Consider the following 21662-nt stretch of genomic DNA (forward strand, 5'->3'; position numbering starts at 1 on the left):
GCGCGTCATCCCAGCCCCAGCAGCTTCACAGCATTATCCTTCATAATCAGCGGCAGCACTTCCTCACGGAAACCCGCCTCGCGCGCCGCGTCGATCCATTTTTCAGGGCGAATGAGTGGCCAGTCGGAGCCGAACAGCATCTTGTGCTTCAGCTGCGTGTTTGCATATTGAATCACCTGTTTCGGGAAATATTTGGGCGACCAGCCGGACAGGTCCATGAAGACATTGTCCTTGTGCAGCGCCATCGACAGGCTCTCGTCGGTCCATGGCCAGCTTGGGTGGGCCAGGATGATCTTCATGTCGGGGAAGTCGACCGCGACATCGTCCACCAATATAGGCTGGCCATATTTCAGGCGCACCCCGCCGCCGCCGCGCATCCCCGTGCCCATGCCCGAATGGCCGGTGTGGAAGATGGCGGGCAGCTTATATTCGGCGATCACTTCATAGATGGGATAGGCGACCCGGTCGGCCGGGTGACAATCCTGCATGATGCCGTGGAATTTGAAGCCTTTGACCCCATAATTTTCGACCAGATCGCGGGCTTCGCGCGCGCCATATTTGCCTTTGCGCGGGTCGATCGAGGCGAAGGGGATGACGATGTCGCTGTCATTGGCGGCCAGTTCCGCTACCTCATAGTTACTGATCCGCTTGGCCCCGATCCCGCTCTCGCAATCGACGGTGAACAGGCAGAAGGCGATATTCTGCGCCCGATAATAAGCGATGGTTTCGGGGATGGTCGGCCGCTTGCGATCCGCCTTGAAATAGGCCGACGCCGCGTCGAAATATTTGGCCATCACCGGGTCTTCAGGGTCGTGGCACGACACTTCGGCATGGACATGGACGTCGATGGCGACAACCTTGGTCGGGTCAACGGGCATTGTGGGCGCTTTCCAGTGTCTTGTCCTCATTGGCACGGTGGATGACATAGGCGCGGATGCTCTCGATTTCCGCAGGGGAGAAGATCGACGCAAAGCTGACCATGCCATTATCCTTGAGCGCGCCGTCATGCACGATCATCTGCCATGTGCCCTTGTCGTTCAAGGCCGCGCTGCGGCGCAGGTCGGGGACGATGCTGCCGCCGACCGCCGCGTCGCCATGGCAGGTGCTGCAATAGCGGCCGAAGCGGGCCGCGCCCGCCGCGATCTCCGCCGCGCTGGCGGTAGAGGGCGGCGGGTCGAGCGGCATGGCGCTATGCGGCGGCGGTGCGGGCAGCGCGCTTTTCCCATCCAGCTTGAACACCAATAGCCGGCTGATATTGCGGCTGGGGCCACTCTTGTCGGAGAGGATGCCGGGCGCCAGTGCCCAGACGCCACCCCAGCCGGCCATCACCGCCACATATTGTTGTCCGTCCAGCTCATAGCTGATGGGCGCCGCGACAATACCGGTCTGCGCCGGGAAGGACCAGAGCTTACGCCCATCCTGCGTGGCATAAGCGTTGAAGTCGCCTGTCGCCGTCCCCTGAAACACCAGATCGCCGCCGGTCGCCAGTAAGCCGCCATTCCAAGGCCCCTTGTAGGAAACACGCCATTTTTCCTTCTGTGCGACCGGATCCCAGGCAATGAGCGCGCCGGTGGTCGCTTTCATCGCGGCGTCGCGCACCGCCTTGTCGGCCGGCATGGCGGCCGCCGCGATATCGACGCCGACGTTGAAGCCTAGCCTGTTCGCCTTCCATCCCTTTTCCGGGATATAGGGGAAGGCGGCGAGGTTGGCGGGGATGAAGACGGTCTGGCTCTTTGGATCGAAGGCCATCGGATGCCAGCTATGCGCGCCAGTCGCGCCGGGCGATCCGATGAAGGGCTTGCCGGTCTTGTAGTAACGCGCGTCGGGATTTTCGATCGGCCGCCCGGTCTTCATGTCGATACCGCTGGCCCAGTTGACCGGCACGAAATTCTTGGCGGACAGCAGTTTGCCGTTGGCGCGGTCCAGCACATAGAAAAATCCGTTTTTGGGCGCCTGCATCAGCACTTTCTTTTTCTGGCCGCCCATCTCTATGTCCGCCAGCATGATGTGCTGGGTGGCGGTAAAGTCCCAGCTATCGCCGGGGGTCGTCTGATAATGCCAGGCATATTCGCCGGTCTTCGCATGGACTGCGACGATCGAGGAGAGGTAGAGATTGTCGCCCTTGCCCTCCGACCGGTAGGCCTGATTCCAGGGCGAGCCATTGCCGACGCCGATATAGAGCAGGTCCAGCTCCGGGTCATAGGCCATGGCGTCCCACACGGTGCCTCCGCCGCCCTGCTTCCACCATTCGCCATACCAGGTCGAGGCGGCTTTCCTGAGGTAATCCGGTTCCTTTTCCGTGCCGGGCTGGGCCGGGACGGTGTAGAATTTCCACTTTTCGGTGCCGGTATCGGCGTCATAAGCGGCGACATAACCGCGCGCGCCGAACTCCGCGCCGCCATTGCCGATGACGACCATGCCATTCACCACGCGCGGCGCGCCGGTGATGGTGTAGTTTTTCGTCTGGTCGAGCGTGACCTTGGTCCAGACCGGCTTGCCGCTCTTGCGATCGATGGCGATCAGTCGCCCGTCCAGCGTGCCCACGAAGATCTTGTCGCCCCATGCCGCCACACCGCGATTGACCGCGTCACAACAGGCCTTGACCAAAGTGTCGCGCGGGACTTCCGGATCATAGGACCAGAGCAATTTGCCGCTGCGCGCGTCATAGGCCTTCACCATGCTCCAGGCGGTGGAGACATAGAGGGTGCCGTCGATGAAGAGCGGCGTCGCCTCCTGCCCGCGATTGGTGTCCATGTCGGCCGACCAGGCGAGGCCGAGTTTGCCGACCGTCTCCTGATTGATCGCGGACAGCGGGCTGAAGCGCTGTTCGTCATAGGTGCGACCGGTCGAGAGCCATTCTGCGGGCTTGGCCGCGATGATCCGCGCGGCATCCACGCCGCCGGTGGAGGCGGATGGCGCGGCCGCGTCCTGGCTCGTCCCTTTGCCACAGGCCGACAGGGCCAGACTCGTTCCCAACAGCAGCGCAATCGCGACCCGCATCCTCTTCCTCTCCTTATGCGGTGCAGATGTTTTCATCTGTCACCCGTTTCTGTTTGCCGCGATTTCCGAGCCGTCAAATGTGCCACTTGACTGAAATCGCTCAATTGACCATCCGCGCGCCGGTCCAATAGGCGGCGCGCAGGGCTTTCTTGTCCATCTTTCCGGCGGCGGTCCGGGGAATGGCGGGGACGAAGGCGACGCTCTTGGGCGCCTTCACTCCGCCCAGCCGGGCCTTGGCGTGGGAGATGATCTCTGTCTCCCCGATATTGTCGGCGACGACAATGGCATGGACGGCCTCGCCCCATTTTTCATGCGGGATGCCGATCACGGCGCACTCGCGCACGGCGGCCAGTTCGGTGACGGCGGCCTCCACCTCGGCGGAAAAGACGTTGAAGCCGCCGGACACGACCATGTCCTTCTTGCGATCGACGATGTAGAGATAGCCGTCCCTGTCGCGCCGGGCGATATCGCCCGTATGGTGCCAGCCATGGCTGCGCACTTCGGCGGTCGCATCGGGCATATCATAATATTCGCGCGACACGAGCACCCCGCGCACCACCAGTTCGCCCGCCTCGCCATCGGGCAGCAGGCTGCCATCCTCGCCCATGATGGCGACGGTCACGGATCGGGTTGGCCGCCCACAACTGGCGAGCCGTTCGGGTCGGTCGCCCGCCGCTGCCGCTGCGACATCCTCGGGCGGCAGCCAGGTGACGATCATGGGCGATTCCACCTGCCCATAGGCCTGGCAAAGGCAGGGGCCGAAGATGTCGACCGCGCGGCGAAGTTTCTCCGGGGAAACGGCGGAGCCGACCAGAAGGAAGAATTTCAACGAGTTGGTATCGCTGTCTGCCAGTTCGGGCGCATCAAGCAGGTTGTAAAGCGCAGTCGGCGGCAGATAGATATGGGTGACACGATAGCGCGCGATCGCCGCCAGCACGGCAGCGGCGTCGAAGCCGGGCAGGATGATCTGCGTCGCCCCCAGCGACAATGTCGCCAGCGCCACCGGACCGGCCGCATGGGTGATCGGTGCGACAACGAGCGAGACAGGTGAATCGCATTTTCCATCGACCGCGTCGGCAAGCGTTTCGATCATCGTGCCCCAGCCCAGATTGGTCACGACCACGCCCTTTGACGGTCCTGTCGTGCCGCCGGTGGGGAACAGGCCGACCACATCGTCGGGCTTGCCGAACGGATCGGAAAAATCCGGCAAACTGTCCACTTCGCTGTCGCGGATAAACTGGTCGAGCGAAGGATCGCCATCATGCGGGCGGTCAAGGCAGACGAAGTGGGTAAGGCTTGGAACCCGCGCCTTCAGCGCAGCCACATCCGCCGCCTGACTGCTATGATAGAAGAGCCAGCCGCAACGGACATAGTCGAGATAGGCGGCATTGGCGTCGATGGCGTTGCGGGTGTTGACCGGCACCCACTGGCCATTGGCGCGCCAGATGGCCAGCAGGGCGACCATCATCGTCGCGCTGTTGGGACCATAGAGCGCGATCGGCTGCTGATCGCGGAACCCCGCCGCATGCAGCGCGGCGGCGATCCGGATGGTCAGAGCCCGGACCTGCGCGAAGCTCAGCGTCTCACCGCTGGCGTCGTCGATCAGGCAGGGTCGTTCGGGATCACGGTCATGGCCCCGGTCGAAATAGTCGATCGCGCGCATCGCCTCAGCCCCAGCGGTTGATCTCCGGGCCGGGCGCCCAGATCGCTTCGGGTTCGGGAATAGTGGCAAGGCCCAGGGCCTTCACCACGGCGGGCCGGGCGCGCAGCCGCGCTTCCCAGGCATCGGTCAACGGCGCGGCGGCGAAGGCATCGGGCACGATCGCGCGCATCCCCGCCAGCCAGCCATGGGTTTCGAGGTCCGCGATGGAGAAATCGCCCATCAGCCAGTCGCGCCCGTCGGCCAGTTGCGCTTCGATCTTCTCGACCGCCTGCACGATCTTGGTGCGGCTGTCGGTCAGGCGGCTTTCCTCGACCTTGCCTTCCACCGCCTCGGTCCAGCGTGCCGCAAGATCCGCGCTGGCGATGCCGGCCGGGACGGCAGGCGGCGGCGCGGCCGCATTGCCCAGCGCGGCGGCGGCGGGCGCCACACGCTCGATCACATAGCGGCACCAGGCCATCATCTGCCAGCGGGCATAGGGATCGGCCGGGCGGATCGCCGGACCGCTGCCGACCTCATCCAGATAGCAGGCCACAAAAACGCTGTCGGTCATGGCGACGCCATCCACGACCAGCACGGGGCCTTCGCCTTCGATCGACTGGTCGACTTCGATGGCATGGGGCAGGGCGGTCGAGTGGCGCTCGCCCGCAACCAGATCGATCGCGCGCAAGTCCAGATCGACGCCTTTTTCGAAGGCAGCGGCCAGGACGGTGAAGGACGGGCCATTGGGCTGGCCATGATAGAGAATGCCGGTCATGCGGGTTCGCTTTCAAGCAGGGAGATGCGGCGGGCGAGGTCGGTGCGGCCCAGCGCCCAGCAGGCGCGGGTGGCAGGCCGTGCATAGATGGCACGCAGCCAGCGCATGATATTGGGCGTCAGTTCGTCATTGCAGAGCTGTGGCTGCGACAAGGGCATGGCATAGGCGAGGTTGAAGCCATTGATGTCGGCCAGACCATATTCGTCCGACGCCAGCCATTCCCGTTGCCCCAGCGCCTGCTCCAGATAGCCGATGCCGAGCGCGACACGACGCTGCGACTCCGTCATCTCCTCCGCTGAGAAGGCGCCATGGATCGCCTTGCGCCACGCCACGCGCCGTTCGGGCATCGGAATGCGGTCGATCGCGGCTTCCAGTTCGGCGGGATCTTTCTGCCGGACCGAGGGGCCGACGAATACGCTCCAGCCGATCATGGAGAAGCTGGGGGCGAGCCACTGGTCGAGAAATTTCATCCACCAGCGGGTGCGCCATTGATCGACGGGATCGGCGGGCATCAGGCGCGGGCCATCAAATGCCTCGTCCACATATTCCATGATGGCGGTGGATTCGGTCAGCACCTTGTCGCCATGGGTCATGGCCGGGATGGTGCCGAGCGGATTGACCGCCAGATAGTCCGGCCGATGCTGGTCGAAATTCAACAGGTCCAGATAATGGCTGTCGAACGCGACGCCCTTTTCGAACAGGGCCAGCATCGGCTTGCCCGAATTGGCGTTGGGTTCCCAATGATAAAGTGTGACGTCGGTCATGCCGCTTATGTCTCCGAAAAGAAGCCGGTCGGGCCGTGCGCTGCCCGACCGGCCAAGGGGGAGGCCTAGAATTTCTTCTTCACCGTCACGGCCCATTCGCGCGGATTGCCGGGACGTGCCTTGCGCACGCCAGCACCCGCGCCGCGCAGGTCGAAGACGGAGAGATAATAATATTTGTCGAAGAGGTTGGTGACTTCGAGCGAGACGTCGAGATCCTCGTCCGCATTCTGCCAGGTGACACGCGCATTGGCGAGCGTATAGGCCGGCACGAAATTGAGAACCCGGGTGCCGCCGATGACCGCCGCGCCACCGAACTTCTTGTCTTCATAGGTGACGTCGAAGCGCGGGGTCAGGCTGCCGGCCTTGTCCATGTCGATCTTATATTGCGCGCCCAGGCTGAACTTCCAGGGCGGCGACACTGGCGGATCGTCGGCCGACACGCCGCCCGGATTGGTCGGATAGGCGGCGGCGGGATCAAGGCTGCTCGCAATATATTTGAAGTCGAGATAGCTGATCGACGCATCGATCGCGAGGCCGTCGATCGGATAGGCGGACAGTTCCGCTTCGAAGCCCTTCACCCGTGCATCACCGGCATTCAGGCGGGCGGCGCAGGGCGCAGTCGGGCAGGTCAGCACCGGGATCTGGATGTCGACATAGTCATTGATAAAGGCCGCAGCGTTCAACCGGACGCGGCGATTGAAGAAGTCGCTCTTGAAGCCGATTTCATAGGCGGTCAGCTTTTCCGGGCGGAAGGCGATGACCTGCTGCGTGGTGAAGGGGCGCGGGTTGGAGCCACCACCCTTGAAGCCGGTCGACACCGACCCATAGACCATCAGGCTGTCGGTCAGGCGATAGTCGGCCGCGACGCGATAGTCCCAGCGCTTGGCGCTATAATGGGCGGTCAGGCCGGACAGCGCCGTGACGATCTCGGACGTGTTGCCGTTGCCGTTATAGTCGAGCGTGTCCGCACCAGAATAGCCGATGCCATAGGCTGCGCCGACCGGATCGAGGAAGTGATTGACCGTGCCGTCATAGTTGAGGCGATAATAGGTCTGGTCCTTCGTCTCCGCCGTGTAGCGCAGGCCACCGCTGAGCGTCAGCCGGTCGATCGGTTTCCAGGAGAGGTGCGCGAACGCGGCCTTTGCTTCCGCCTTGGTCGGGTCGGGCTGGCGGAATTGCAGCGGATAGACCGGGACGTAGCGAATGTCCTGAAGCGAGTCATAGGTCGACTTCTGCTTAAAATAATAGCCGCCGACCGTGCCGTTCAGATTGTCGCCCAGTTCCGCGTTCAGCCGGACCTCCTGGCTGAAGCTCCAATTCTCCAGATAGTTGCGGCCAAAACCGATATTGGCGGGCGAGATATCATCGTCGGAATCAAACTGGGTGTTGAAGGTGCGATAGCCGGTGATGGACGACAGTTTGAACGCATCCGACAGGGCATAGTTGATCTGGCCTGACACGCCCCAACCCTTGTACAGGCTGCGGTCCGTGCCCTGCGTGGCGGCGAGCGGTGTGCCCGATGCATTATAGGGATCGACCGGGATGGGGGGCGTCCATGTGCCCGCAGGCTGGCCGGTGCCGATATAGTTGCAATAGCGGCCGCAGATGAAGCGATCATCATAGACGATGCCGGGTGCCGGATTGGTGTTGGGCGAATTGACCGTGCTGGTTGCCAGCAGCACTTCGCCGGCGATCGTATGTTCGTCGCGCGTATAATCACCGATCACGGTGACATCCAGCTTGTCGCTCGGTTCCCAGAAGGCGATGGCCCGGATCGCCTGATAGCCCACGCCGCCCAACTTGCTGATGACGCAGTCACCAGCCGGTTGGGTCGAGGCTATGCCGCTGTCCGGATTGGCGCAGCCATAATCGATCCGGTCGACAAACCCGTCCTGCTGCTTGGCGACGCCGGAAATGCGGACGGCCAGCGTGTCGGTGATGCCGAAATCGGCGGCGGCGCGGATGCCGATACGGTTGCGGATACCGTAATTCACCTCGACGAAACCGCCGCCATCGCCGGTGGGGCGCTTGGAATAGAGCTTGATCGCGCCGCCCTCGGCATTGCGGCCGGCCAGCGTGCCCTGTGGCCCGCGCAATATTTCGACGCGGTCGAGGTCGAGCAGTTCGAACACCGCGCCGGTCAACTGCGGATAATAGACATCGTCGATATAGATGCCGACACCCGGTTCATAGGCGGGGTTGAAGTCATTCTGGCCGACGCCGCGGATCGACGCGGTGATGGAGGGGCCGAAGGACGCGCCCTGCGGTTTCAGCGACACGTTGGGCGCGGCGTCGGCCATCTGCGCCAGATTGGTCTGGCTCTTGGCCTCCAGTTCGGCCGCGCCGACGGCGGTGATGGAAATCGGCGTGTCCTGCAACCGCTGCGCGCGGAACTGGGCGGTGACGACGATGTCGGCGACCGCGCTGGCGGGTAGCGTGTCCTGATCGGCGCTTTGTGGCGCCGCGTCGGCTGGTTGGGCCTGCGCCAGGGCGCTGGCCGGAGTGGTGATGGCAAGTATCGAAGCGGACGCCAACAGGGCGCGCGCCATCATTGCACGAAGTTCGTGTTGCATGGGAAATCCCCTCTCCTGATCCGGCTTTAAGATCCGCCCTGACCGAGCGCGACCCGCCGTAACGCCTTCCGTGATATTGTTAGTAAGGCATACAATTTTTAGCGATGCAAGAGGCTGATCGCCCCCGCAACACCGATAATGCGATTATTTTACGATATTGGGAGAGGGCAAATAGTAGCGGTATTTCCATTGGTGGTAGTGGAAGTAATAGCTTCGTCCAAAACGCAAAAAGGCCTGCTCCCGTTTTGCAGGAACAGGCCTTGCGCCGATGCTTCTATTTTCAGATGTAAACGCGGCGCAGCAGCTCCACCAGCATCGCCGTTTCGGCCGGGGTGAAGCGATCCTTCAGCCATTTCTCATGTTCGGCGATGCAGCTACGCGCCTGTTCCAGCGAGCCATGGCCCGCCTCGGTCAGGCTAAGCGTCTGGCGCCGGCGATCCTGTTCGGATGCGCCGCGCCGCACGAAACCGCGATCCTGCATGCGGTTGACGATCGCCATGACGCTGGCCCGGTCCATTTTCAGCCGTCGGCCAATGTCCGCCTGGGCGATGCCGGGCTGGTCCTCGATCAGCCAGAGCACCGCCACCTGCTTCTGCGTCAGGCCAAGGTCGCTGAACGTCTCGGTAAAATGCTGGTAGACCGCCGCGCTCGCCAGCCGGATGTGGAAACCGACCAGTCCGTCAATGCCGCTGAGACGGGGATCGGGGAAGAGGCCGAGCGGCTCCATATCGTGCATGGTATTCATAGTAACAGTGTGCGGAGTAAATAGCGGCGCGTCAATCCTGCGGCTTGAAAAAATGTGAGTGACACATACAATGTCACCAACAAGATCAGGAGAGGATTCATCGTGGCGCATTTTCCCGACACGCCTGCTTTTACCGGTTTCAACACACCGTCGCGGATCGAGGCGGATATTGCCGATCTGGATGTGAAGGGCATGATCCCGCCGGAACTGGATGGCGCTTTCTACCGGGTGCAGCCCGACCCGCAATTTCCGCCCCTGCTGGGGGATGATATCGCTTTCAACGGCGACGGCATGATCTCCATGTTCCGGTTCCGCGATGGCAAGGTCGATCTGCGCCAGCGCTGGGCGAAGACGGACAAGTGGAAGCTGGAGCATGCGGCGGGGCGGGCGCTGTTCGGCGCCTATCGCAATCCGCTGACCGACGACGAGTCGGTGAAGGGGCAGTTTCGCGGCACCGCCAATACGACCGCCTTCATCCATGGCGGCCGACTCTATGCGCTGAAGGAGGACAGTCCGGCACTGGTAATGGATCCGGCGACGCTGGAGACGGACGGCTATACCCGGTTCGATGGCGCGATGACCGGCCAGACCTTCACCGCCCATCCCAAGATCGATCCTGCAACCGGCGACATGATCGCCTTCGGCTATGCGGCCAAGGGGGTGCTGACGCGCGACATGACCTATTATGTCGTGTCGCCAGACGGCGTGCTGAAGCAGGAAACATGGTTCGAACTCCCTTATTACGCCATGATGCACGACTTCGCGATCACGCCCGATTATGCGCTGTTCCATGTCGTGCCCAGCACCTCCAATTGGGAAAGGCTGGAGCAGGGGCTGCCGCATTTCGGTTTCGATACCACGCTACCCGTCTATCTGGGCGTGCTGCCGCGTCGAGCGGATGCAACGGCGGCGGACATTCGCTGGTTCAAACGCGACAATTGCTTCGCCAGCCATGTCATGAACGCCTTTCAGGAGGGGACGAGAATCCATTTCGACACGCCCGAGGCGAAGAATAATATGTTCCCCTTCTTCCCCGATATCCACGGCGCGCCATTCAACCCGATGGAGGCCGCCAGTTTCCTGACCCGCTGGACCGTGGACATGGCGTCAAATGGCGAGGATTTCGCCAGCGTGCAGCGACTGACCGACATGATGGGCGAATTTCCGCGCATCGATGATCGCTTTACCGGCTTGCCCTATCGCTATGGCTGGATGCTGGTGATCGACCCGACCAAGCCGGTGGAACTGAAGGGCGGCAGTCCTTCGGGCATGTTGATGAATACGCTGGGCCTGATCGACCATCGGACTGGCGAAGAGCAACGCTGGTGGTGCGGACCGGTGTCGTCGCTACAGGAGCCCTGCTTCATCCCGCGCAATCCGGATGCGGCCGAAGGAGATGGCTGGATCGTGCAGGTCTGCAATCGGCTGGAGGAGCATCGCAGCGACCTGCTGCTGTTCGATGCGACAGATATCGCCAAGGGACCGATTGCGGAGATACAGGTGCCGATCCGCCTGCGCTTCGGCCTGCATGGCAATTGGGCAAGCGCAGATCAGATCGGGCTGCCCGCATGATCGCCGATGCAGCACCAATGGGGGCAATCCGACCCGGCCTGGAATTTGTCTATGAGGCCGTCGGCGATCTGGGCGCGCCGATGCCGATCGGCGACTGCCATGATGGCGTACGGCGGATCATCCCCATCCTGTCCGGCACGGTGCGGGGGCCATTATTGTCCGGCCGATTGCTCGGGGTTGGCGCCGACTGGCAAGTGTCCCGGCCGGACGGCGTGACGGTTGCCGATGCCACCTATGCGATAGAAACGGAGGATCATGTTCTTATCCAGATCCGCAATCGCGGACTGCGCCATGGCCCGCCCGACGTCATGGATCGGCTGAACCGTGGCGAAGTCGTCGACCCGGCGGACTATTATTTTCGCACCGTTCCGGAATTCGTGGCGCCGACAGGGCGCTATGACTGGCTCAACCGCAGCATTTTCCTGTGCACCGGCGCCCGTTACGAGCGGTCGATCCATCTGTGGGTCTGGCGCGTGACATGACGGCTCAGAGACCGTTTGAAAAATGCGCGAAAGAGCGCATTTTTGTAGCCGCACCGGCCCTCACCCCCACCCGACCACCCACATATGGTACCCTGTTGGGCGGTCGGGTGGGGGTGAGGGCCGGTGCGGATGCGCCAAAGGCGCATTCCCAAACAGCCTCTCAGACCGCTTCCCCCGCCGATCGCGCGCGGGGCAACAGGCTGGCATGATCGCGCTCAACCCGGAACAGCAGGATCAGCAACAATAGCACCAGCGGCGGGGCGACCCAGTTGATCGACAGGATCGCCCCGCCCAGATCGCCGCCCCGCGCATCGCTGATCATCCCCACTGCATAGGGGCCGATGCCGAGGCCAAAGATGGTCGATACGACGATATAGAGGCTGACCGTCAGGCCGCGCATGCGCGGCAGAACCTGTTCGAACAGCACCGCATAAAGCGGCGGCATCCACATGGTCAGGATCAGGCTGTAGAGGGTGAAGCGCAGATAGAAGCTGCTCGCATCGCCGGCGCGATAGACCCAGAGCGCGATCAGCGGCGACAGGCCCATGGCGAACAACGCCACCCAGACCCGGCGCGCCAAGCGATGCGCGCCGATCCGATCGGATAGCGGCCCGGCAATCAGCGGGCCGGCCACGCCCAGCGCGGCGGATAGCAGGCCGAATTGCATACCCGTATCAGCGGGGGAGAGGCCGTAGCTTTTCATCAGGAAGGAGGGCGTGAAGCCCATCACGCCATAGTTGATCACGCCCTGTAGCGATCCCGCCGCAACGCAGAGCAGCAGCGAGGGATTGCGAGTGATGAGCGCAAAGGCCACCGCATCGCGGCGCTTGAGCGACTGGATCAGGTTGAGGATGACGATGGCGCCGAAGCCGATCACGCTCCATTGCACGACATGCGGACTGATCGCGATCCCGCCCAGCAACAGGGGTGGCCGGGGAGAAAAGGCTTCGGCCCAGCGGATCGCCAGCAGCATCGCAACGATGATCAACGCCATAAGGCCGATATTGCGCATCCATTCGCGCCCGCTGGCGCGTGCTTGCGCGAGGCTGAGCCAGTGGAAGCCAGGCGTCACCGCGCCCAGCAGGGAGATGCTGGCGCGGAAGGGATGCGGATCGGGCGGCGTCGCGATGCCGTCGATCGCGCCGCGCTGCGGTTCGGCAAGCCGGCTCATCAGGAAGGCGATGAGGAAGCCGGGCGTCGCCGCCACGGCAAAGGCGAATTGCCAGCCTTTCAGGCCCAGCGGCGCCCCGCCCATTGCATAGCGCGCATCCCACCATTGCGCCGCTACGCCGCCGATGATCAGCGATCCGCCAAGGCCGATGGCGATGGCGGCGGCCATCACCGCCATCACCATGCCGCGCTTCTCGCGCGGGAAATAATCATAGGTCAGGCTGGTCCCGGCCGGTTGCGACGCCGCTTCGCCAATGCCGACGCACAGGCGCGACAGCATGAGCGTGAAAAAGCCGGTGGCAAAGGCCGCGCCGCCGGTCGCCAGCGACCAGAAGCCGATGGTGATGGCCAGCAGCTTCGTGCGTATCCATCCGTCCGCCAGCCGCCCCAGCGGCAGGGAGAAGAGCGCGTAGAAGAGCGCGAAGACGGTGCCGTAGAGCAGGCCCATCTCCGCGTCGCCGATCTTCAAATCCGCCTTGATCGCCGGAGCCAGGATGGCGAGGATGTTGCGGTCGAGCAGGCTGACCAGATTGGTGCCTGCGACCAGCGCGAGTGCATAATAAGCGGTGCTACGCGGCGGGATCGTCTGGCTCACAGGCGGAACACGCGCTCGGCATTACTCTGCATCAGCTTGCGCTTCGCTGCGTCCGATATGTCCAGCAGGTCATGAGTCCGCACCTCATCCGCCACAAATTGATAGGGATAGTCCATCGCATACATGACCCGATCCTCCCCCAGCACGGATTGCGCGAACTTGATCGCCGGCTCCCATGCCATGCCGCTGGTGGTAACGCAGACGTTGGATCGCATATAGTCTTGAATGGACTTTTGCAGCGGCTTCATCCGCTCATAGCGCTGCGACCGCACGCCCGCCTGGTGCATATAGTCGAGGCGGTAGAGCCAATAGGGCAGCGCCTCCCCCATATGGCCGACGATGATCTGCAAATCGGGATAGCGATCGAAAATGCCGATGGTGATGAGGCGGAGCAGATGCATGCCCGTTTCGACGCCAAAGCCGAAGATCGCGCCGTCCAGCCCGGCTTCCAGCATCGGCCCGATCATGGCGTCGGGCGGGGTCGAGGGATGGATATAGAGCGGCTGGCCGGTATCGGCGAGCGCGCGGAAGATCGGGTCGAACTTCGGATCGTCCAGATATTCGCCCTGGGTATGGCTGTTCACCATCACCCCCCTGAAGCCCAGGTCGCCCGCGCCACGCCGGATTTCGGCGGCCGACCAGTCCGGGTCTTGCGGCGCGATCGAGGTCATGCCGACGAAGCGGGTGGGGTGAGCGGCGCAGCGGTCGGCCAGATGATCGTTGGCGCGCGTCACCATCACCTTGGCTTCGGCCATATCCAGCAACGGTTGCACACCGGGCGAGGTGAGCGACAGGATCGCCACATCAATGCCGGTCGCATCCATGTCCGCCAGTCGCTGATCGCCCAGTTCCAGCAACCGGTCGATGATCTGAGTCGCGCGCTTCGACGGCGACTGGGCGTAGAAACCCCAGAGCGACGTCATGCCTTTGTCAGTTGTCCCGTCGCGCACCATGCGCAGGTAGGCATCGATCTGCTCGCGGGTGGCGAAAGCCTCTTCGGTGGCGATCCGCAAATAGCCGCGATCGCCGCCAGTGTTTAACGCATGCGTCATGGGTTATCCTTCGTGAATGGCTTTGGTGACGAGGCAGGCGTCAATGCCCTCCGGCCCGTCCTCCGCGCCATGGCCGGACCATTTGACCCCGCCAAAGGGCGAGTCCGACCCGCCGATCATGGATGTGTTGATGCCGACCATCCCTGCCTCGATCTCTCGCGCGACCCGGCGTTGTCGTGCGGCATCGCTGGTCCAGGCATAGGCGGCGAGGCCATAGGGCAGGCGATTGGCTTCGGCGATCATCGCGGCCTCATCCCGATAGGCATTGATCAGCGCGACGGGGCCGAACGGTTCTTCGTTCATGATGGCGGCATCCAGCGGCGTGGCGGACAGGACGGTGGGCGCATAGAAAAAGCCCGCATTGCCGATCCGCGCGCCGCCGGTTTCGAGGCGGGCGCCCTTCGCGACCGCGTCGCCGATCAGCCGATCCATCGCGTCCAGCCGCCGGGGATTGGCCATCGGTCCCATGATGCTGTCGGGCGCCGATCCGTCACCCACCACGACCTTTTCCGCGCGCTCCACGAAGCCGGCGAGGAAGCGATCATGCACGCTGGCTTCCACGATGAAGCGGGTCGGCGACACGCACACTTGCCCGGCATTGCGATATTTGCCCGCCACCACCGTATCGAGCGCCTTTTCGATATCGGCGTCGGCGAAGACCAGCACCGGGCCGTGGCCGCCCAGTTCCATCGTCGTGCGCTTGCAATCCTCCGCCGCCAATTTGGCCAGATGCTTGCCGACCAGGGTGGAGCCGGTGAAGCTCATCTTGCGGATGATGGGCGACCCAAGCAGGTGGCGCGACACTTCGTCGGGCACCCCGAACACCGCCTGCGCCACATCGCCGGGCAGACCCGCATCGATCAGGCATTGCAGCACGGCGAGCGCGCTGGCTGGCGTTTCCTCCGCCGCCTTCAGGATCACTGAACATCCCGCCGCGATCGGCGCGCCCAGCTTGCGGCCGGGATTGCCGATCGGGAAGTTCCACGGCGCGAAGGCCGCGACCGGCCCCACCGGCTCTTTCGTCACCGTCGATCGCTGTCCGGCCGGACGCACCAGCGCCCGACCGTAGAGGCGAAACACCTCCCCGGCATAGAAGTTGAACAGGCCGACATTCATCATCACTTCGATGCGCGCTTCGGCCAGCGTCTTGCCCTGTTCCAGCGTGGCGATGCGGGCCAATTCCTCCTGCCGCTCCACCATCAGCCGCGCCGCGCCTTGCAGCACGGTGGCCCGTTCCTGCGGTGTCGAGTCCCGCCAGCGACGGAAACCCCGCTGCGCCGCTGCCAGCGCCGCATCCAGGTCCGCCGCATCGGCCAGCGGCAAGTCGGCCAGCACGGCGCCGGTGGCGGGATTGACGACCTTGTGGGTCCGCCGCCCGCCGCCCGACAGCCGCTGGCCATCGATCATCAGATAGAGATCGGGATAGGCCATGATGTTCAGGCGCTCACCGCTTCACGGGCCGCCGTCTCGCGGTCGATATCGCCCTGCCAGCGTTCGGCGACGATTTCCTTGCCGGTCACCGGATGGGGCATATGGAACGGCACCAGCTTGTGCGTCGGCCACAGCCAGTGATCGGTGATCAGCGCGTCCGGCCCGGTGGGGTCTTCGGGATAGGTAATCTTGGGGAAAGGCACATATTCGGCCGGCGTGTTGGCCCAGCCCTTGTCGAAATCGGCATGCCATTGCGGCATGTAGTTCAGGATCTGGATGCGCCAGATGCCATCCACCTTCTTGTAGGTGTTCTCGTAAATGCCGCCTTCCCACCATTGGCGCGCGCCCAGCATCGGGTTGGACGGGTCGGCATAATCCTTGTGCCTGCCGGCCTGCATCATGGACCGGGCGCGGGCATGGGCCGTCACACCATCGGGGTCGATGTCAACAATGTCCTGCAATTGCGGATGGTCGAGCAGGAAGCCGTCGATCGGCCCGTTGGTGCCATGGGTGAAGCGCGCCTGAAACCGTTCGACATAGAGGCGACGAATGCCTGCCTTGCCGCGCCACACCCCGCCGAAAAAGCGCACTTCGCCATCGTCGGTGAACAGGTCCGCCGTCTCGTTATACAGGCATTTGTCGATCAGATAGCCGTAGAGATGCTGGAGCTTGCGCACATCCAGTTCATCCTCGCGGCGCTGGAGGCGGGTGGAAAGGGCGGCGACAGACTGTTCCAGCTGCGCAATACGATCAGCATCGGACATGATTTTCTCTCCTATCATTGTATGTAATACTTACGAATTAAACCGCTTCAGCAGCCAGCCGCTCCACTTCTTCCCGATAGGGCCTGATCGCGCGGATCATGCAGAGCGTGGCGAGGGGCAGCAGCAGGCTGGCAGTCAGCACCAGCGTCTTCCAGAGCTGGGTCGGATCGCCGATCACATAATCCTGCACCAGTCCGACCAGAAAGCTGCCCATCGCGCCGAAGAAGGTGAACATGAACAGATAGATGGCCGTCACCTGCCCGCGCATCGCATTGGGGGCGACGCGCTGGATCGCGGCATTTTGCGGCACGGCGCCGGCAATGCCGAACATCGCCCCGATGCTGGCGACGCCCAATGAGGCATAGCCATTGGGCATCATTGGCGCGAGAATGGCGCAGACGGTGACGCAACTGAAGAAAATCGCGGCCGCGCGGACATTGGCGTCGGCATAGCGTTTGGCCAGCCATTCCACGAAGATGCCACCCAGCAGCAGACCGGTCAGCGACGCAGCCAGCGTCAGCGATCCCATCACCGCGCCGATCTGCGCCTCGTTCCAGCCATAGGTGCGGATCATGAAAGGCACGCGCCAGAATTGCAGGCCGAACGTCTCGATCGCGCTGAGGGCAAGACCGGCGAACAGCGGATAATAGACGCGACGCTTGGCATGGATCGCCTTGGCGGCGTCCAGACCGGTGAAGGTCAGGATGCGGCGGCCAAGGGACGCGCCCTGCGGCAACGTGATCGCCCCTGTGGCCATGCGGCGCGGCGGTTCTTTTATTGTCAGGAAAAGCAGGGAGACGAGCAGGGCAGGCAGACCCAGCCAGATCATCAGCCATTGCCAGCCCAATATGGTGATGCCGCCATGCTGGGTCGGGGCCCAACCGACCGCCGTGGCGATCAGCATCCCGCCGATCGCCGGTCCCAGCGTCGTGCCGCCGATAAAGCCGAATTGCAGCAGCGCAAAGGCGCGGGTCAGGATGCGCGGCGGAAAGGCGTCGGCCAGCAGCGAGTAGGAGGACGGCGCATGGGCCGATCCACCTGCTGCCAGAAAGACCCTTGTCCCCACAAACTGACCGAAATTCTGCGCGATGCCCCCCAGCGAGGTGATGACGCCCAGCGCTGCGACCCCGCCCGCCAACACGAATTTGCGCGGGAAGATGTCTGCCAGCCTTGCCAGCGGAATGCCGACGAACAGATAGCAGATGATGCTGGCTGGCCCAGCCAGAAAGCCAAGCTGCGAATCGGACAGGCCGAAATCCGCCTTGATCCGCTCTGCCAGCATGGCGAAAACCACCTGTTCGAAGAAGGTGATGAAGGTTGCCAGGATGATGACGAACAGCGCCCAATAGGCGGCGGCCATCGAATAAGGCGGGGGCGCCGCGCGGGTCGGATCGGACGGAACAGCCGCCTCTTCGTCCCACAGGCTGTCGGTCGCAATAGGCGCGGGCGCCAGGGCCATGACCTTCTCCTCTCTATTTCTCCCTTTTTCACAGGGATGAAATTTCGGCTTGGCGAATTTGTAAGTGATCTATACGAATATGGCGAGAGCAAAAATTCACGACCGTTAAAAAATCAGCGAAGGGAGATAGGGATGCTTCAGTTAAGTGGGCGAACCGCCTTTGTGACCGGTGGCGCCAACGGGATCGGCCTGGGCGTGGCCCGCGCCTTGCTGGCGGAAGGCTGCAAGGTGGCGATCGCGGACATACGGGAAGACGCCATCGCCGCCGCGCTCAAGACGCTGGACAATCAGGACGTGATAGGTGTCCCGCTCGATGTCGCATCGCGATCGGGCTTTGCGGACGCGGCCGACCGGGCGGAGGGGAAACTGGGGCCGGTCAGTCTGTTGTTCAACAATGCCGGGATCAACCTGTTTCAGACCATCGATGAGTCCAGCTATGATGACTGGGACTGGGTGATGGGGGTCAATCTGCATGGCGTCATCAACGGCGTCATGACCTTCGCGCCGCGGATGAAGGCGGCGGGGCAGGGCGGCCATATCGTCAACACCGCGTCCATGGCCAGTTTCCTGTGCGGGCCGGCGCCGGGCATCTATAACACCACCAAATTCGCCGTGCGCGGCATGAGCGAATCGTTGCGTTATAGTCTGGCGCCCCATGGCATCGGCGTTTCGGTGCTGTGTCCCGGTCTCGTGAAAAGCCATATCTATGCCAGCGACGAAATCCGTCCGGCGGCGCTTAGCGCGAACGCAAAGCCGGTCGACGGCGCGGCGGTCGATCGTCTGGCGCAAATCCATCAGTTCGGCATGGAGCCGGACGTGATCGCCGCGCGGACGATCGATGGCATCCGGGAAAATCGCTTCCACATCTTCTCCCATCCCGAATTTCGCGATGAACTCGACACGCTGTTCGGCGAGATATTGGCCGATTTCCGCGACTATCCGGAAGATGCGGGCTTCTCCCAGCGCACCGGCTTCGAAAAGATCCGGCGCGAAAGCTATGAAAGCGCACGGCGCACCGCCCGTGCACGCGCATAGGGCAGGACGATATGGTCCAATAAAGTAATTGCAAATCGATTGCAGTATCACTAGCCGAGCCTCTGACAAGGGGCAGGGCCGCAGTGACACGTCGTATATTCTTCCAGATTCACTGGTTCCTCGGAATCACCGCTGGCCTGGTGCTGGCGGTGATGGGCGTGACCGGTGCAATGCTGAGCTTCGAAGACGAGATCATGGCGGCGATCAGCCCGGGTATCGTCACGCTGACGCCCGGCAACGCGCCGCACCTCGATCCCGATACGGTGATCGCCCGTGCATCGGCCCAACGCGCCGGTCTGCGTGTCGCGTCGCTGACGGTGGAAGAAGCCCCGGATAAGGCATGGCGCATCCAGTTCGATCCGCTCAAGGGGGAAAAAGGCCGCGGCGAGCGCAGCTTTGTTGATCCGCGTGACGGCCGCCTTTTGGGCAATGCCAATGGCAGTGGCTTTTTTCGCACCATCACCAGCCTGCATCGCTGGCTGGCACTGCCGGGCGGCGGCAATGGCATCGGTCGTCAGATCACCGCCTTCTCCGCCATTTCGCTGATCTTTTTCGCCCTGTCCGGCCTCTACCTGCGTTGGCCCAAGCGCGCGCTCGACTGGCGGGCCTGGCTGGTTCTCGATCTGCGCAAAAGTGGCCGCAACCTCTATCGCGCGCTCCATGCCGTCATCGGTGGATGGGTCGTCCTCTTCTATTTGCTCAGCGCCACCACCGGCCTGTGGTGGTCCTATGACTGGTATCGGCAGGGCGTCCTCTATGCCCTCACCGGCAAGACAAGCCGTGGCGAACAACAGCGTGACGAGGGGAAGAAAGACGCCGGCCCCGTTGCCTCTCCATCGCTGAAGCAGGCCTGGTCAGCCTTCACGCAACTGACCGGCAGCCAGTTCGAATCGGTCACCATCACGCTGCCTAAAGGCAAGAAGCCGGTCGATTTCCGCATGCTGCTCCCTGATGCACGGCATGAGCGGATGACGGATACGATCCGGATCGACCCCGCCAATGGTCGGGTTGTCAAAGTCGAGCGCTATGCCGATCGCACCGTGGGCGAAGTCATTACGACCAGCATGCTGGAAGTCCATCGCGGCGCGATCTTTGGTTTGCCCGGACGATTGTTCCTCTTCGTCACCAGCCTGACGATGCCGCTCTTCACCATAACTGGCCTGCTTCTCTATCTCGCCCGGCGACGCAAGAAACGACCGGCTGACGAAGAAACTGTCGAGATTGTGGGCACGCCGGAAGCGGCCGACATGCTTGTCGCCTTCGCCAGCCAGACCGGCGGGGCAGAGAGACTGGCGCGGCAGACCGCCGCCGCTCTGGGCGCAACGCGCGTGCTGCCCTTGACGTCGGTTGATGCAGCGCAACTGGCGCAGGTCGATCGCGCCCTGTTCGTCATCAGCACCTATGGCGAAGGCGAACCGCCCGATCGGGCGCGTCGTTTCGCCCGGCAGGACATGGCCCAACCGCCAGCCGCCTCCCATCTTCATTATGCGGTCCTGGCGCTGGGCGACCGCGAATATGCCGATTTCTGCGCTTTCGGCCATCAGGTCGACCATTGGCTCCATGCCGGCGGCGGGCAGCGGATGTTCGATATGATCGAGGTGGATGGCGAGGATGCCGACGCCCATCGCCAGTGGCAGCAGCAACTGGCCGCACTCGGCGCACGTCCCGATGCACCGGACTGGGCGCCCGCCAGCTACGGCAAATGGCGTCTGATCGACAGGCGACTGCTCAATCCGGGCAGCGCTGGCGGTCCCGCCTATCTGGTATCGCTCGAACCGTGCGACGGCCTGTTCCCGGATTGGGAAGCCGGCGACATTGCCGAAATTCTGCCGCGCAACGATCCTCAGCGGGTTGCGGACTTCCTGCTGCGGCGGGATCTGGATGGCGCAACCATCGTCGACGCCGAAGGCACGATGTTGCAGACGCATCTGGCAGGTGCGATCCTGCCTGACGACATAAACGATATGACTCTACCAGCCGATCTGCGCCCCTTGCCGCATCGCGAATATTCGGTCGCGTCGATCGCAGCGGACGGACGCATCGAATTGCTGATACGTCAGGTACGGCGCGACGATGGCAGGCTGGGCCTTGGCTCTGGCTGGCTGACCCGGCATGCGCCACTGGGCGCTGAAGTCGACCTGCGCGTCCACGCCAATCTGGGCTTCCGCGCGCCGCCGGGCGATCGTCGCCTGATCCTGATCGGCAATGGCACCGGGCTTGCCGGGCTGCGCGGTCATCTGCGCCAGTCTGCGGCACGGGGCGTTGGCGGTCACTGGCTATTCCTGGGCGAACGCAATGCGGCGCATGACGCCTTCCTGTCCGACGAACTGGAACGGATGCTGGCGGACGGCACGCTGGAGCGCCTCGATCGCGCCTATTCGCGAGATGTCGGTTGCGGACGCTATGTGCAGCATCTGGTGGAGGCGCAGGCCACCACCCTGCGCGCATGGGTGGAGGATGGCGCCGCCATCCTCGTCTGCGGCAGTTTGGAAGGGATGGCGCCAGCGGTCGACGCAGCCCTGCGCACGGCGCTAGGCGATGAAAGGCTGGAGGCCATGGCCGAAGCAGGATTGTACCGCCGCGACATCTACTGACATCGGGCG

At 63.2% G+C, this 21662-nt stretch carries 16 protein-coding genes; 4 read left to right on the forward strand and 12 right to left on the reverse strand.

Annotated elements, in window-relative coordinates:
• Nucleotides 1-5: 5 nt before the first annotated feature.
• The 7 genes from BMX92_RS10085 to BMX92_RS10115 form a co-directional block, all read right to left on the reverse strand.
• Nucleotides 6-878 (reverse strand): amidohydrolase family protein, encoded by an 873-nt coding sequence (locus BMX92_RS10085; RefSeq protein WP_093015905.1) that lies wholly within the window; start codon nt 876-878, stop codon nt 6-8.
• Entirely contained in the window at nt 868-3000 is a 2133-nt protein-coding gene (locus BMX92_RS10090) for a PQQ-dependent dehydrogenase, methanol/ethanol family (RefSeq protein WP_093015908.1), read from the reverse strand. The genes BMX92_RS10085 and BMX92_RS10090 overlap by 11 nt, the downstream gene beginning before the upstream one ends.
• Nucleotides 3001-3100: 100 nt before the next feature.
• The gene (locus BMX92_RS10095) at nt 3101-4663 is read right to left on the reverse strand and encodes an AMP-binding protein (RefSeq protein WP_093015911.1); all 1563 of its coding nucleotides are present in this window, start codon (nt 4661-4663) and stop codon (nt 3101-3103) included.
• 4 nt (nt 4664-4667) lie between these two features.
• Complete coding sequence (locus BMX92_RS10100) at nt 4668-5417, reverse strand: glutathione S-transferase family protein (RefSeq protein ID WP_093015914.1); 750 nt, start codon at nt 5415-5417, stop codon at nt 4668-4670.
• Entirely contained in the window at nt 5414-6181 is a 768-nt protein-coding gene (locus BMX92_RS10105; protein WP_093015917.1) for a glutathione S-transferase family protein, read from the reverse strand. The genes BMX92_RS10100 and BMX92_RS10105 overlap by 4 nt, the downstream gene beginning before the upstream one ends.
• A gap of 65 nt (nt 6182-6246) precedes the next feature.
• A complete protein-coding gene (locus tag BMX92_RS10110) occupies nt 6247-8754 on the reverse strand; it encodes a TonB-dependent receptor (protein ID WP_256213359.1) in 2508 nt (835 codons plus the stop codon).
• 280 nt (nt 8755-9034) lie between these two features.
• Nucleotides 9035-9490, reverse strand: a complete 456-nt coding sequence (locus BMX92_RS10115) for a MarR family winged helix-turn-helix transcriptional regulator (RefSeq protein ID WP_256213360.1) — start codon at nt 9488-9490, stop codon at nt 9035-9037.
• 111 nt (nt 9491-9601) lie between these two features.
• Here BMX92_RS10115 and BMX92_RS10120 point away from each other — a divergent pair, with 111 nt between their 5' ends.
• Both BMX92_RS10120 and BMX92_RS10125 read left to right on the forward strand, forming a co-directional pair.
• Nucleotides 9602-11071 (forward strand): carotenoid oxygenase family protein, encoded by a 1470-nt coding sequence (locus BMX92_RS10120; protein WP_093015923.1) that lies wholly within the window; start codon nt 9602-9604, stop codon nt 11069-11071.
• Nucleotides 11068-11553 carry a DUF3237 domain-containing protein gene (locus BMX92_RS10125; protein ID WP_093015927.1) on the forward strand — a complete coding sequence of 162 codons (486 nt, stop codon included), beginning with the start codon at nt 11068-11070 and terminating at the stop codon, nt 11551-11553. Before BMX92_RS10120 ends, BMX92_RS10125 begins: the two co-directional genes overlap by 4 nt.
• A gap of 160 nt (nt 11554-11713) precedes the next feature.
• Here the strand turns inward: BMX92_RS10125 and BMX92_RS10130 are convergent, their stop codons facing one another.
• The 5 genes from BMX92_RS10130 to BMX92_RS10150 are packed head-to-tail and all read right to left on the reverse strand — an operon-like array spanning nt 11714 to nt 18024.
• On the reverse strand, nt 11714-13318 hold the full coding sequence (locus tag BMX92_RS10130) for an MFS transporter (protein ID WP_093015930.1): 1605 nt from the start codon (nt 13316-13318) through the stop codon (nt 11714-11716).
• The gene (locus tag BMX92_RS10135) at nt 13315-14370 is read right to left on the reverse strand and encodes an amidohydrolase family protein (RefSeq protein ID WP_093015933.1); all 1056 of its coding nucleotides are present in this window, start codon (nt 14368-14370) and stop codon (nt 13315-13317) included. Before BMX92_RS10135 ends, BMX92_RS10130 begins: the two co-directional genes overlap by 4 nt.
• A 3-nt stretch (nt 14371-14373) precedes the next feature.
• Nucleotides 14374-15801, reverse strand: coding sequence for an NAD-dependent succinate-semialdehyde dehydrogenase (locus BMX92_RS10140; protein ID WP_093015936.1), 1428 nt, complete (start codon nt 15799-15801; stop codon nt 14374-14376).
• A 5-nt stretch (nt 15802-15806) separates the two neighbouring features.
• The gene (locus tag BMX92_RS10145; RefSeq protein ID WP_093015939.1) at nt 15807-16565 is read right to left on the reverse strand and encodes a nuclear transport factor 2 family protein; all 759 of its coding nucleotides are present in this window, start codon (nt 16563-16565) and stop codon (nt 15807-15809) included.
• Between the two features lie 37 nt (nt 16566-16602).
• Nucleotides 16603-18024, reverse strand: coding sequence for an MFS transporter (locus BMX92_RS10150; RefSeq protein WP_093015942.1), 1422 nt, complete (start codon nt 18022-18024; stop codon nt 16603-16605).
• A gap of 132 nt (nt 18025-18156) precedes the next feature.
• Here BMX92_RS10150 and BMX92_RS10155 point away from each other — a divergent pair, with 132 nt between their 5' ends.
• Together BMX92_RS10155 and BMX92_RS10160 are read left to right on the forward strand one after the other, a co-directional pair.
• On the forward strand, nt 18157-19059 hold the full coding sequence (locus BMX92_RS10155; protein ID WP_093015944.1) for an SDR family NAD(P)-dependent oxidoreductase: 903 nt from the start codon (nt 18157-18159) through the stop codon (nt 19057-19059).
• A gap of 83 nt (nt 19060-19142) precedes the next feature.
• Nucleotides 19143-21653 carry a PepSY domain-containing protein gene (locus tag BMX92_RS10160; RefSeq protein WP_093015947.1) on the forward strand — a complete coding sequence of 837 codons (2511 nt, stop codon included), beginning with the start codon at nt 19143-19145 and terminating at the stop codon, nt 21651-21653.
• Nucleotides 21654-21662 lie beyond the last annotated feature (9 nt).

It is taken from the genome of Sphingobium sp. YR768 (assembly GCF_900111125.1).
Classification (GTDB): Bacteria; Pseudomonadota; Alphaproteobacteria; order Sphingomonadales; family Sphingomonadaceae; genus Sphingobium.